Source organism: Rubripirellula amarantea, from assembly GCF_007859865.1.
Taxonomy (GTDB): domain Bacteria; phylum Planctomycetota; class Planctomycetia; order Pirellulales; family Pirellulaceae; genus Rubripirellula; species Rubripirellula amarantea.
Genome location: NZ_SJPI01000001.1, coordinates 1,099,394 through 1,112,821, shown reverse-complemented (window position 1 = coordinate 1,112,821; position 13,428 = coordinate 1,099,394). Strand labels below are relative to the sequence as shown.

At 54.0% G+C, this 13,428-nt stretch carries 9 protein-coding genes; 6 read left to right on the top strand and 3 right to left on the bottom strand.

Annotated features, from left to right (window positions below):
- Positions 1 to 288: 288 nt before the first annotated feature.
- From Pla22_RS04065 to Pla22_RS04055, 3 genes are all read left to right on the top strand, one after another.
- Positions 289 to 1,149, top strand: a complete 861-nt coding sequence (locus Pla22_RS04065) for a tetratricopeptide repeat protein (protein ID WP_146513473.1) — start codon at positions 289 to 291, stop codon at positions 1,147 to 1,149.
- 237 nt (positions 1,150 to 1,386) lie between these two features.
- Positions 1,387 to 2,991: a glycine--tRNA ligase gene (locus Pla22_RS04060; RefSeq protein ID WP_146515217.1), complete on the top strand. Its 1,605-nt coding sequence runs from the start codon at positions 1,387 to 1,389 to the stop codon at positions 2,989 to 2,991.
- Between the two features lie 324 nt (positions 2,992 to 3,315).
- Positions 3,316 to 4,701, top strand: coding sequence for a protein kinase domain-containing protein (locus Pla22_RS04055; RefSeq protein ID WP_165440506.1), 1,386 nt, complete (start codon positions 3,316 to 3,318; stop codon positions 4,699 to 4,701).
- An 18-nt stretch (positions 4,702 to 4,719) separates the two neighbouring features.
- Here the strand turns inward: Pla22_RS04055 and Pla22_RS04050 are convergent, their stop codons facing one another.
- The gene (locus Pla22_RS04050) at positions 4,720 to 6,735 is read right to left on the bottom strand and encodes a sodium:solute symporter family protein (protein ID WP_146513471.1); all 2,016 of its coding nucleotides are present in this window, start codon (positions 6,733 to 6,735) and stop codon (positions 4,720 to 4,722) included.
- Positions 6,736 to 6,984: 249 nt separating this feature from the next.
- On the opposite strand from Pla22_RS04050, the gene Pla22_RS04045 reads away from it, so the two are divergent.
- Complete coding sequence (locus tag Pla22_RS04045; protein WP_146513470.1) at positions 6,985 to 8,913, top strand: ABC transporter ATP-binding protein; 1,929 nt, start codon at positions 6,985 to 6,987, stop codon at positions 8,911 to 8,913.
- Between the two features lie 151 nt (positions 8,914 to 9,064).
- The gene (locus tag Pla22_RS04040; protein ID WP_146513469.1) at positions 9,065 to 10,354 is read left to right on the top strand and encodes an outer membrane protein assembly factor BamB family protein; all 1,290 of its coding nucleotides are present in this window, start codon (positions 9,065 to 9,067) and stop codon (positions 10,352 to 10,354) included.
- Positions 10,355 to 10,478: 124 nt separating this feature from the next.
- On the opposite strand, the gene Pla22_RS04035 is transcribed toward Pla22_RS04040, so the two are convergent.
- Positions 10,479 to 11,516 carry a prenyltransferase/squalene oxidase repeat-containing protein gene (locus Pla22_RS04035; protein WP_146513468.1) on the bottom strand — a complete coding sequence of 346 codons (1,038 nt, stop codon included), beginning with the start codon at positions 11,514 to 11,516 and terminating at the stop codon, positions 10,479 to 10,481.
- A 112-nt stretch (positions 11,517 to 11,628) separates the two neighbouring features.
- The gene (locus Pla22_RS04030; RefSeq protein ID WP_146513467.1) at positions 11,629 to 12,564 is read right to left on the bottom strand and encodes an Fpg/Nei family DNA glycosylase; all 936 of its coding nucleotides are present in this window, start codon (positions 12,562 to 12,564) and stop codon (positions 11,629 to 11,631) included.
- Positions 12,565 to 12,827: 263 nt separating this feature from the next.
- Between Pla22_RS04030 and Pla22_RS04025 the strand changes: the two genes are divergently transcribed.
- A complete protein-coding gene (locus Pla22_RS04025; RefSeq protein ID WP_242631782.1) occupies positions 12,828 to 13,415 on the top strand; it encodes a signal peptidase II in 588 nt (195 codons plus the stop codon).
- The last annotated feature ends 13 nt before the right edge of the window (positions 13,416 to 13,428 follow it).

Genomic DNA, 13,428 nt, shown 5'->3' with positions numbered 1-13,428 from the left:
GAAAAAACGTCTCTGGTTACATCATCGATACGGCGCGAGTGATTAAGGAGAACGGAACCAGCTTCGGAGTTTAGTTGGACGGGCTGTCAGAGCAACGCAAATTGCGTTTTTGACGGGGTTTCGACCACTTCACCCCTCCCGTCCGCCTTACCATGCCGATATCCGGCGCAAGCCAGAATCTCGGCCCACTTTGACGTTTGCCCGCAGCAAAAGTTCCGGTATTGCGTGCTTTGGTCCCGCATTGATAGGGTCCGCGAATCCTCGCACGCGTCACGGAAGACTCGATTCATGGCTTTTTACAATCGTCTGCCATCAGGCCAGCCCTCACAATCCCGTCAAACCGACTGTCAAAGTCGACTTACCGACGATGGATGGTCAGGAATTTTCATACAGAAATTTTGGGTCTGGGTCGGTTTATCCGTCCTGGCGACCTGCCAAACGGGCTGCCAGTGGGCCGCGGGTGGACAAAACGCCACCGGCGCCAGGCTGTACGAGCAAGGCCAGTATTCCGCCGCGCTTCAGCAATTCCAAAAGGTGATCGCGACGGATCCCGAGAACGCGGACGGCTACTACAACTTGGCCGCGACGAACCACCGGCTGGGCAACCAGCGAGGCGATTCGCAGCAGATCACTCAGGCCGAAGCACTCTACAATCAATGTCTCGACCACGACCCCAACCACGTTGAATGTCACCGTGGCCTCGCAGTGTTACTGGTTGACACAGGGCGACCCGATCGTGCGTTCGCGCTTATGAAAAACTGGGCGGCCCAAAATCCTCAGTTTGCTGAGCCTCGAATCGAGCTCGCACGCTTGTACGAGGAAGTGAGCGATCCGAGCACCGCTTTGAAATACCTTGAAGATGCCGTTCAAAAGGATCCCAACAATTCTCGCGCCTGGCTCGCCTTGGGTAGACTCCGAGAACAAACCGGCGACCTTAACCAAGCGCTTCAAAACTACCAACGCTCGCTTGCGCTAAACGGTAGCCAACCCATGGCTGCCGAGCGAATCGCGTCGCTAAGTCGCCAAATTAGCGCCAACTTCGAGGCCGTCAGCGCCCAGGGAGGCACTCAAATTGCCTCGCAGCCTGGTTTCGGCAGCGGTATGGTGCGTCGCTACAAAGCTGCCGACGAAGATCCGTCGGCTCAATAGAGCGTTTCGACTCGGATTGGCAGTCGAAGATCGGTGATTGATCTCCAAACGGTGGCTGAATTTCCATTTCTGGCCATCACCATCGGTCGACGGCAGGTCATGGAAGTCGTATTCTTCGACTCTTTCCCCGTTAAATGCTGACGGGGTTTCCCACCGCACTCTCCACTCCCTGCGGATCTCTTACGGGGAATGCCCCTCGTAAGCCCGTTATTTGCTACGAGCACTTTCATGAAATCGATGGACAAAATTGTGTCGCTATGTAAGCGACGTGGTTTCCTTTTTCAATCCAGCGAAATTTACGGCGGCGTCCAAGGATTTTGGGACTACGGACCGCTAGGGGTTGAACTCAAACGCAATGTCAAAGACGCGTGGTGGCACGACATGATTGCGGGCCATAACGAACTGATCGCACCGGCCTCTGCCCCCTCGACCTTCGAAATGGTCGGGTTGGACTGCACGATCATCATGCACCCCCAGGTTTGGAAGAATAGCGGTCACTTCGATTTATTCTGCGACCAAATGGTCGATTGCCGCGAATCAAAGAAACGTTATCGGTTCGATCAGGTCCGTGGACGCTACGTTCAATATGAAGATCAGAAGGTCTTCGTCACGACGATGGCCGAACAAGAAGAAGAACTTAGCGAAGTCCGACGTCGTGGGATGAAGTTCTTCAAATTGCGTCCCAAGGACGCTGACAAAATCACCATTGGCGATGAATCGCTGACTCTCGACAAGCTCGACAACACCTCAGACGTACTCGGACCGGATGCGAAAGCTCTTGATACGTTGACTGAGCCTCGCGAATTCAACTTGATGTTCAAGACGACCCTCGGCGCCCTCGGTGGCGAGGAAGACGTGACATTCTTGCGACCTGAAACCGCGCAGGGGATCTTTGTTAACTTCAAAAACGTCGTGGATAGTTCACGCGTGAAGATTCCCTTTGGGATCGGTCAAGTTGGTAAGAGTTTCCGAAACGAGATCACCCCTCGCAACTTCACGTTTCGTTCGCGTGAGTTCGAGCAAATGGAAATTGAATTCTTTTGTCATCCCGATACGTCGCAAGAGTGGTACCGCTATTGGCGTGATCGTCGTTTGGCTTGGTACACGAAACTTGGTTTGTCCAGTGAGTCGCTGATCATGCGCGAGCACCACGTGGAAGAACTGGCTCACTACAGCGTCGGTACGGCTGATATTGAATACGCATTCCCGTTCTTGCCCGAAGGCGAGTATGGCGAACTCGAAGGAATCGCTCACCGAGGCGACTTTGACTTGCGTTCGCACATGGAAGGCAAGTTAGATCCCAGTACAAACCCAATGACGGTTGAACTGAACGAAAACGGTAAGCCAAAGTATCGCGGTAGTGGTAAAGATCTGTCCTACCGCGACGAAGTCACGAATGAAAAGTTCATTCCGCACGTGGTCGAGCCTTCGGCAGGTGCAGACCGTGGCGTTCTAGCGTTCCTATGTGAAGCGTATACCGAAGACGAAGCGCCCGATGAAAATGGCAACCTTCAAACACGAACCGTGATGAAATTGCACCCACGTTTAGCGCCTATCAAGGCTGCGGTGTTCCCGTTGGTTAAGAAAGATGGAATGCCCGAGGTTGCCAAGGAAATCTACGGCGAACTGAAAGAGCACTTCAATGTTTTCTATGACGAAAAGGGAGCGGTAGGGCGTCGTTATCGTCGTCAGGACGAGGCCGGGACACCGTACTGCATCACTGTGGATACCGACACGCTTTCCGATAAGACGGTCACGATTCGCGACCGCGATACGCTCGAACAAACTCGCGTGAAGATTGACGACTTGGTCGCCGATCTGTCGAGTCGAATCTCTTCGTAGAGTTGCGTCCACCGTTGATTGACCCTCGCGTTCCAAGGGCCTCGCTCAAACTACAAGCAAATCCTTCGGTCATCCGAAGGAACTGGTCTCACTTGGACGTTGGTATTCGACGGAAGCCTAAGAATCGACGGGATTCGGATATTCCTTTGGCGTTTGTCACTAGATAGCAGCGTCACACTCGTGCTCTTTGGGGTGTGTCATCAACCCGTGCATGTGGCAACAAACCCTTCTAATCTCGCCTCAGACAGCTTCTTTTTTTCGGGCAATGGGCTAATGGGGGTACAATATCCTCCGTTCCGGGTGGGGCGGTTAGGGAGTCAAGAGATGAAAGATGCCCATTGTTTTGGTGACGAAGCGATAACCACAGTTTTGGGGAACACCACCTCACCAGACGACGATGATTTTGAACTCGTCGGATTGGATTTCGCGCATCCCTATGGCGCTGAGTTGTCGGAATGTCCTCGCTACCGAGTCAACCATCCGATTGGCTTTGGTGGGATGGGAGTGATTTACGACGCGACGGACACGTACTTCAATCGCAACGTCGCCCTGAAGGTGCTGCGGGATGACTATGTTTCCGACGTGCGGATGGTCAAACGTTTCGTTCACGAGGCGAGAACGACCGCGAAGTTGCAGCATCCAGGCATTGCACCGGTGTACGATATGGGCGAGACCTCGGAAGGATGCCCGTACTTTTCGATGCAATTGATTCGTGGTGAGACCCTTGCGAGTTTAGTGAGTCACGCGGACAGTTCGCCGCTTCAACAGTCTCGCGAGCTTGGTGTATTTGCGAGTGTTTGCCAAACGATTGCGTACGCGCACTCCCAAGGCGTGGTCCACCTGGACCTCAAGCCATCGAACATTATGGTGGGCTTGTTTGGGCAAGTGCGTGTGGTGGACTGGGGGCTCAGCCAAGAAATTGAGGATCTTGCGATTCCTTTTTCCGCGCGTGAAGAATCTTCGTCAGCGAACGAAACAACCGACGCGTCGCTCGGCAAAACGAGGACGGCAGTGCAGATCACGGGCACGTTGGCGTACATGCCTCCCGAGCAGGCTCGCGGTGAACAGATTGGTTCCTACTCGGACGTTTTTGGTTTGGGAGCTATCCTTTGCGAGATCTTGACCGGTGAGCCCCCGTTTTCAGTTTGCAACGTCAACAAGGCTTATCAGCAAGCCGTTACCGCATCGCTCACTCATGCTTTCGAGCGTCTGGACCATTGCGGATCTGAGCGGCGATTAATTGACCTAGCGAAGGTCTGTCTTTCCAGCGAACCCGGGGAACGACCCTGCGACGCCAAGAGCGTGGCTTCCGCGATCACCGCGCATGTGGAACAGTCCATGATTCATGCCGAGGAAGATCTGCACCAGTTCTTTGAAATCAGCATGGACATGTTTTGCATTGCGAGCTTGGATGGCTATTTCAAGCGAGTGAATTCTAATTTCACGCGTGTGCTCGGCTACACCGAAACGCAGTTGATCTCAGAACCGTTCATGGCATTGGTACACCCTGACGATCGAGATCGAACCCTAGAAGTAGTGAGTGAATTGGCGAGCGGTAATTGTGTAATCGACTTCCAAAATCGCTACCTCGACAGCGAAGGTCATTACCATTGGTTCGAATGGACTGCCAAGTCGCTGCCCGAACAGAACATGATTTTCGCTATCGCAAAGGATATCACTCAGCGAGTCAAATTGGACAACCTGAAGTAGCTCACCATTCCAGACTGGTTAACCGCCGATCTTCGCCAGGAACTGCATCAATGCGATGATGGCAGCGCAGACCAGGCATGCTGCTAGGAATCCGAGCACGTCTTTGCGAGTGGGCCAGACAAATTCCCAGTCCGAATGGGGGAAGATTTTGTGATCGGTAGACTGCGATTCATACGCTTTCTTCAGTTTCACTTGGTCGGCGACGGGGTCGGGGTCCACGGGGGTGTTCATCTTCGCGAAGTAACGCTGAAGTGCCACCGGTTCGTCTCGCCGGGTAAACAAACTCAACACCACGAGTACCAGGAACGGTAAGAGCACTCGCGACGGAAGACGCAATGTTTCGAGAGTCGCCTTCGACGCTTTGGATAAGTCAAATCCCATAGCCGAGTAGGCAACGAGGTCGATGTTAAGCGACTCTGTTTCGGACCAGTAAATTGGTTTGCCCCCAGTGATGCTGGTGATCGTAATCGGTTCACCCAATACGGCCTCGGGTGGTTCCGGCCCAGTCGGCGAAGTGACATCGCGGTCGATTGCTTCCCAGGCAATTCGTTTTTCGACATCCGCTTGAGTGGCGTTTCGCGTGAACTCGGTGGTAACCAATTCCGTCTTCGCTGCCAACGATTCCGATTCCTTCAACGAAGGGATCAAATGGGGCAGGGTAGTGGGAAGCACAAAAAAGAACACGATCGAGAACGCGATCGTTCCCCAAGCTGCTCGGCAATTAGCTCGACGCCAGTACATCCCAATCCAAAACGGCGCGGCAAACAGGATGGGTAATTCCATCGCCAACTTGAATTGGCCAAATACATCCGAGTATCGAAGTGCTACCCATGAGGCGCCGATGATGATGATCAGTCCCGTCAAACGACCCACCAACAGGTAGCGTTTCTCATCGGCATCAGGCTCGATATATGGCGCGTACAAGTTTCGCACCACCAAACCGCTGGTCACAATCATGTAGGTGTCCGCCGAGCTCATCATCGCGGCCAACAAACACGCCAGCATCAAACCGACCAAGCCTAGATTTAGAGGTCCAAGAATCTCGCGGGCAGCGACGCCCCAAACGCGATCTGGGTCCGCTGCGATCTCGGCGTTGCCGGAAAGCAAAGCCAGAGCGATCAGTGCCGTTAACGCCCAACCGACCGTGCAGAGCCGTTTTAAGAAGTTACCCACGACCAATCCAATTCTGGCCCCGTCTTCACTTTTTGCTGAACCACCACCCGTGGCGATGAAGTGAGGTTGAACGACGATTCCCACCATCGCCAAAATGGATAGGGAAAGAATGTATTGAATCGGAAATTCACCACTGGATGGACCAGAGAACAGATTGAAGTGGTCTTCCGAAACACGCTCGTGCATGATGCGAAACCCATCCATTAGTGTTTGTTCATCGGGACCGCCAAAACGTTTGGCCAATGCCCATAGCCCCGACGGGATAAGCAGCACCGATAACAGAATGATGAACAACCCTTGAATCAAGTCCGTGAAGTAAGCCGCCGTCAGGCCACCTAATACTCCGTAGAGAATCACGACCAGGGCGATCGCGGGAATCAATGTGTACTTCAGTTCCCAGCCGAAGAGGCCAACTTCAAAACCTAGAAGCGGCACTGCAAACTTGGCGATCGCGGAAAGCATTGTCGATAAGTAAAACATGTAGAACACGATGGCGAACAACGTGTAGGCTGCGCCCATCGCTTTGGATTGGTAGCGTTCAACAAACCAATCGCCAAGTGTGAGGTGACGCATCCGGCGATACCAGACTGCAGTGATCCAGTAGACCGGTGTGACAAACAGCCACATTAGCGCCGACCAGACACCGCTGAGTCCGCTTGTCCAACCGGTTCGACCCACGGTGACCGGTTCATGAGCTCCGGTTCCTGCTCCGAAAGCCGCAAACGTTTGCAACAGCTTTCCGAAGCCACGCCCGCCCATGAAATAATCTTCCTGGTTCTTCACACCCTTCATCGCCCAGAAACCGATGCCGATCATGACGGCGAAGTAAACAAACAGGACGACGTAGTCGATTAAAGTCACAGCAGATACTCAGGTGGGAGGCGGGACTGGGGTGGCAAGCTTAATGGGAACCACCTAGCGAGGCCATTGGATTCGATCGACCCGATTGAGGCAACGTACCCCAAGGCACAGCTTTTGATAATTTCCCCTAGAAAGTCGCGAGCGTCGTGGCTCTTTCAGCAGCCAACACAGTTCGGCGGAGCGGGAAACTTGGCGGTCCGCCTATCTTGAGGGGGACCGTTCGACTCGCCCATCCGCTATGAATACCACATGCCCACTGATCCTAGCCGACGCCGTTTTTCAAAGTATCGTGACAAGGTCCGTCAACGCAACGCGGACAAGGCACCCGTTCAGCCTCACGGAAGAGAGGATCGCAGTCCCAAGAAACTAGGGGAACGTGAACGCGGCTTTTGGGAACTGTTGCGATCGTTCTGGGCGCTCACCGCGGAGCATCATGGGCAGATCATCCTCTCGATGGGATTGTTGACGATCGGGATCGGCCTTCGTTTGATTCCACCGTTTGGAACCAAGCTCGCGATCGACTCGGCGCTCACCACGCCCCCGAAACCGCTGCCCGCGTTCCTGGATGTTCTCGAATTGCCCGACTCTCGGATGGGCCTGTTGGTTGCAATTTCAATTGTGGTCGTAGTCGTTACCGCGATCGCAACGTGCGTTCACTTGGCGTCCCGCTGGATCGCAACCAAGGCAGTCAACAAGACTCAGGTGTCGGTTCGTCGTCGGGTATTTGAACATTCCATTCGCTTACCCTTGCACCAGGTGTACGGCATGAAGAGCGGTGGGGTGGCCAGTTTGATTCGCGAAGATGCCGGCGGAGTAGCGGATTTGATCTTCAGCATGCTGTACAACCCTTGGCGTGCGATCGTTCAGTTCGTTGGTAGCCTGGTCATTTTGATGCTGGTGGACTGGAAGTTGATGGTCGGTGGCCTGTTGTTGTTGCCAATCGTTTGGGTCACGCATCGCACTTGGATCAACCGCATTCGTCCGTTGTATCGGGATATCCGAAAGCAGCGGCAACGTATCGATGCCGGAGCAACGGAAACGTTTGGTGGTATTCGTGTGGTGAGAACTTTTTCACGTAGCCGCAACGAATCGTCTCGCTTTGTCCGCGAAGGCGACTTTCTTGTGCGTCAGCAATTGTTCACTTGGTGGTGGACTCGCATCATCGAAATGATTTGGGAGGTCATCATCCCGCTGGCATCCACAGGGCTGCTTCTCTACGGCGGATACCAGATCATCGACAATCAATTGACTCTGGGCGATTTGATGATGTTCTTGGTGTACCTGACCATGTTATTGGATCCCTTAGCCACCCTTGCTGGTAGCGCCGTGGGTTTCCAAAACAATTTGGCGGGGCTCGATCGAGTGTTAGATGTCCTTGATGTTGAACAAGAATTACCCACGCGCAAAGAAGCGAGAGTCGTTCGTCGATCGGAAGTCCGTGGCGCGATGTCGATGCGGGACGTTAGCTTTCGCTATCCCAGTTCGGAACCAATGGTGTTGCAGAATGTTTCGATTGAGGTCGAAGCTGGCCAAACGGTTGCATTGGTTGGACGAAGTGGGGCAGGCAAGACAACGCTGACGAATTTGATCGCTCGATTTTACGACCCCACATCGGGATCCATCTCGCTCGATGGACGAGATCTGCGAGACATTGATTTGGGGAGCTATCGCAGTCTGCTTGGTATCGTTGAACAGGACGTGTTCTTATTCGACGGATCCGTTCGCGAAAATATTGGCTATGCCAAAAAGCATTGGTCCGAAAGCGACATCATCGCGGCCGCTTCGGCTGCAGCAGCTGATGAGTTCATCCAGAAGATGCCCGAGGGTTACGACACGATCATCGGTGAACGCGGAGTCAAGCTTTCCGGGGGGCAACGCCAACGGTTAGCGATCGCGAGAGCGATTTTGGCAGATCCGAAGATCCTGATTTTGGATGAAGCGACCAGTAATTTGGACAGCCAGAGTGAACGGCTGATTCAAAACAGTTTGGCTGAATTGCTGCAAGATCGCACTGCCTTCGTGATTGCGCATCGGCTTTCCACGATCACCGGAGCCGACAAAATCGTGGTTCTTGACGAAGGACGCGTCGTTGAAGTGGGGTCACACCACGAATTGCTCGCCAAGGACGGCCGATATCGCGAGATGGTGCATTTGCAGATGAACGAGCCTGTTCACTGAGGGGTTTCCCTAAACGCCCGATACCATCGACGTTTTGACGCGGACTGATTTATACTTCTAGGCTTGCCCACGTTTGACATTTTTTGCGAACCTGCTCATGGTAGCGCAGTCGGTGCAACATCCAAATTACACATTGCTGACTTGGTTTTTTATGAAACGCTTTGCTACGTTGTGCTTGCTTGTCGCAGTAATCACGCCTGCCTCTGACCTGTTTGCTGGTGATGCCGATTGGCCCCAGTGGCGTGGTCCACAGCGAGACGGACATGCTGCCCCGCAAGAACTGCTGGAATCTTGGCCCGAGCAAGGGCCACGGTTGAAGTGGACGTTCACCCAAGCCGGCCGCGGATACTCTGCTTTAGCAGTGGTCGATGACCGCATCTACACGATGGGCTCGGATGAAGAAAACTGCTACGCCTATTGCATCGACTTCAAGAGCGGCAAAGAAATGTGGAAAACAGCCGTCGGCAAGGCTAGCACTTCGGGCGAGTACAACCACGGTTGGGGTGGTGGCCCTCGCGCCACACCCACCGTTGATGGTGACCAAATTTTCCTGACGACCGACATTGGTGTGGTCGTCGCGCTTGCCAAGGACAGCGGCGAAGTGCAATGGTCCGTCGACATGGTCGACGTTTACGGTGGCAAGGTGCCGGTCTGGGGTTATAGCGAATCACCATTGGTGGACGGCGATCGGGTGATCGTTACCCCAGGTGGCGAGAACTTTATGGTCGGACTCGATCGAACTTCTGGCGACAAGGTCTGGGCCAGCCAAGGTGTCAACGCGCCGGTGCAATACGTTTCTCCGCTGAAGGGCACCGTAGGTTCGACGACTTTCTACGTGACTGCCAGCAAACCGGGGTTGTTCGCATTCGACGTGACCAGCGGCAACGAGGTATTCAGTGACGACACAACAGGCAACGACGTCGCGGTGATTCCAACGCCTGTCTTGGTGGGCGATCAGCTCTATCACACCAGTGACTATGGTGCCGGCAACACGTTGTTGAAGTTGTCCGCAGGCGATGACGGGAAGTTAAAGACCGAGTCGATCTATCACCTCGAAGGCAAAACAATGCGCAATCATCATGGTGGCGTGGTGTTGGTCGATGGTGTGATCTACGGATTTTCCAAAATCAATCGCGGTGTTTGGATGGCTCAAGATTTAGAGTCCGGCGAAGTGCTTTGGGAACAAAGCGTCGACAAGAACAAGAGTGGTTCGATCTGCTACGCCGATGGCAAGTTGTATTGCTACAACGACACCGATGGATCTTGCTATTTGGTCACGCCCAACCGCGATGGCTGGAAAGAAACAGGCAAGGTTGTTTTGCCTAAGCAAACTGAACTCGAGCGAGACAAGGGAGCGATTTGGGCTCACCCGGTCGTCGCCAATCAAACGTTGTTCATTCGAGATCAAGATTTGATCTTCGCATTCGATATCGCCAAATGATTAGCATCGCTAGAAGCTAGATAGTGGACTTGGTTCCTATTGGCTGTTAACGAAGCGAAGATGATCGTTGGGCGTTTAGGATTTGGGCGTTTGGCGTCGGCTTTGAGATCAATTCGGGCCCGTCTTAACGTTGATAGATTGGCAAATAGCCCCGGTCGAGCTGCATCATGATCAAGTTGCAGGCGGTCACGTACACGGGATGGATTTGTCCTTCCCAAAGACCATCGGGTCGCTGCTCGCTAGCGATGCGATCGTAAAGCCGATCGCGGAAGGGCTTCCACAGTTCGTCGCCTTGGCGATAAACCACTTGGCTGTAGTAAAGATAGGTGTAGTGCCAGTGGCCGAAGGCGCGAGTCCCGTCGCTGATGTCGTGTAAGGAATCCTTGGTGTACGCGAGCATTTCGGGAACGTGTTGGCTGTCGTAATCACCCGCGTTGTACAAAGCCGCCAGCGCGGCGGCGGTGATCGCAGGACGGCTACTGCCTTTTTGTCGGCTGCTGTAACTAATGCCTCCGTCTGGGTTCTTGCACCCATAGATATATTCTTTCGCTGAATCGATGACCTTTCCACTGACGGGGATTCCCGCGTTTCGGCAGCCACGCAGGCCTTGGACTTGAGTGATCGTGGTGGAACCTTCGTCAAAGTCGTTGCCTTCCTTGGCCGAGACATAGCCCCAGCCACCCGCAGCGGTTTGTGCGTTGCCACTGAACTGGACCGCTTTGGTGAGGACTTCAACGAGTTCCTCGCGTCGATCAATTAACCCTTCTTCCCCGAGGATTTGGGAAAGAAACAGCATCGAGAATCCGTGCCCGTAGGTGTATCGCGTGTCAGTCTGCGGGTCGCCAATCAAACCATTGCCACGACTCTTGCTGATCAAGTAGTCCGAGGCTCGAGCGAGTTCTCGGGCATACGGCCCTTGAGTCGTCGTGCTGCCACTGGCGATCAATGCGGTTCCGGCCAAAGCCGCCATCGCCGTTGGGTAGACCTGAGTGTTCCACTGACCGCGGGACGACTGCGTGCGGCTGAGCCAGGCTAAACCTTTTTCGATGGCATCGTCCCATCTGGCGCGACGTTCGTCAGCCCAAGCGGGGCTGCCGGGAACGGCGACTCCCCCAGCGGTCAGCAGGGTGGCGGTTCGTAGCCAATCGCGTCGGTTAATCATGGGAAACTCACATACAGATTGCGAATGGCGGGAAGTCCTTGATGTCCAGCCCTCGTAGGCGGGCAAACGCTAGCGAGACAGCCAAGGGGTGTACGATTCTGCTATTACTTTATCACCTTATCGTGACTGTCTCGTGAAGCCCACTTTTTCGTTGGCAGATTGGACAAAAGAAGGTGCTTCGCTGAGCCTGAACGATGCGACGGATGTTGGCTTTACCACAACGCCCACATGGAACGTCCGCTCGATCGTACACCCGATGGTGATTTTGATAGCTTCCCTCGGTATTCAAAGCATTTCGATAGGTTCCGTCGGACAAAGTGCTGCCTTCGTGTTCAATGGCATCTTCAAGCACATTCAGTGTGCATTCCTGGATTCGCTGCCACTGGACCCGCGAAAGTTTGTCGCATCGTGTTCGCGGATCTATTCCAGCTAAGAACAAAATTTCGGCGGCATAAAGGTTGCCAATGCCCGCTACGGCCGCTTGGTCGAGCAACGCGACCTTGATCGCTCGTCGACTTGAACCCAGGTTCTCTCGCAATTGTTCGGCAGTAATGCATAACGCATCTGCACCCAATTTTGCATCCACCATGGAAGCCATTTCGGCGGGATGAAGCAAGCGAACCGTTCCGAGGCCACGTCGATCCCAAAACAACAATTGATCAATAGGACCGCCCAAATCAGTTGAGCCAGTCGATTCACCTGCGCCAGTCGATTCGTTTGGACGAGACGACTTAGTGGAACCAGCCGACAAGTTCAAACGCAGACGAAGGTGGTCGGTCGTCGGAGGTTCGGCCAGCAACACGAGACCCGTCATCCTGGGTTCAATCACAATTGTTTGGCTATCGTCGAGGTGGATTGTGACCCGTTTCCCACGTCGGCCCACGTTGACAACGACACGGTCACGAACGCGGCGATCGAAGGCATCAATGCGAGGCTGCAGCAAAATTGGCCGCCGAGTGCAGGCCGGACGCTCGGCACTGGTGATTCGGCAACCCAAAATTGGCAGGATTCCGCGACGCATCGTTTCGACTTCAGGAAGTTCAGGCATGGTGTTAATTGTCGGTGGTCTCGGCCAAGCGAACAAGCGTCAGCTTTTTCCGCCGCACGGCTAGGCTAGATCAACGATCCGCACTGCTGCACGATCTAAAACTGGCTTTTCGTGGTTCCCCTTGTCTATGTTGACCCTGTTTATAAGCGTCTTCTGTCATCGGTTGCCTGCTAGCTACTTAGGGCTAGTGTTTCGTTGAACCGGAGGCGTCGGTATAGTTCGGGATTCGACCAAGATCTTGTTCCACTCGACAGGTAAGACTTTTGAACTCGTCAAACGATCGCTCCTATCCCATTTCGCGGATCGTATTGTTCTTTGCGCTCGCGTTGATCGGCGTTGTGGCTGACTTGTGGTCTAAAGCGGCTGTGTTTTCAGCCCGCGGGTTGCCTGGCGAGAAATCACCGTATTGGATTATCGATGGAATCTTCGGAATCGAAACGGCGGTCAACATTGGGGCGGTGTTCGGGTTAGGAGCAGGGAAGGGCACCTTCTTCGCCGTGTTTTCCATCATTGCCGGGATTGCAATTCTGGCTTGGTTGTTCAAGTTCGGTGCGGCGGAGTCATTGTGGTTGACTTGGGCACTCGGACTGATCTGCGGCGGCATTCTGGGCAACCTCTACGATCGACTGGGCATGTGGTGGGAACCTGGCTTTCCCGAGCCCTGGAAGAGTGGGGTGCGAGATTGGATTTTGTTTCGTATCGAGGGCTTGCCGATGTTCGACCCCTGGCCCAACTTTAACATCGCCGATTCGCTGCTGGTCGTTGGTGCCGCGATGCTGATGATCCAGTCAATCTTTCTTGCTCGCGATCCTGAATCGACCCATAGCTCCCCACAAGAACTTCAAAACTAAAACCGCGACGGGA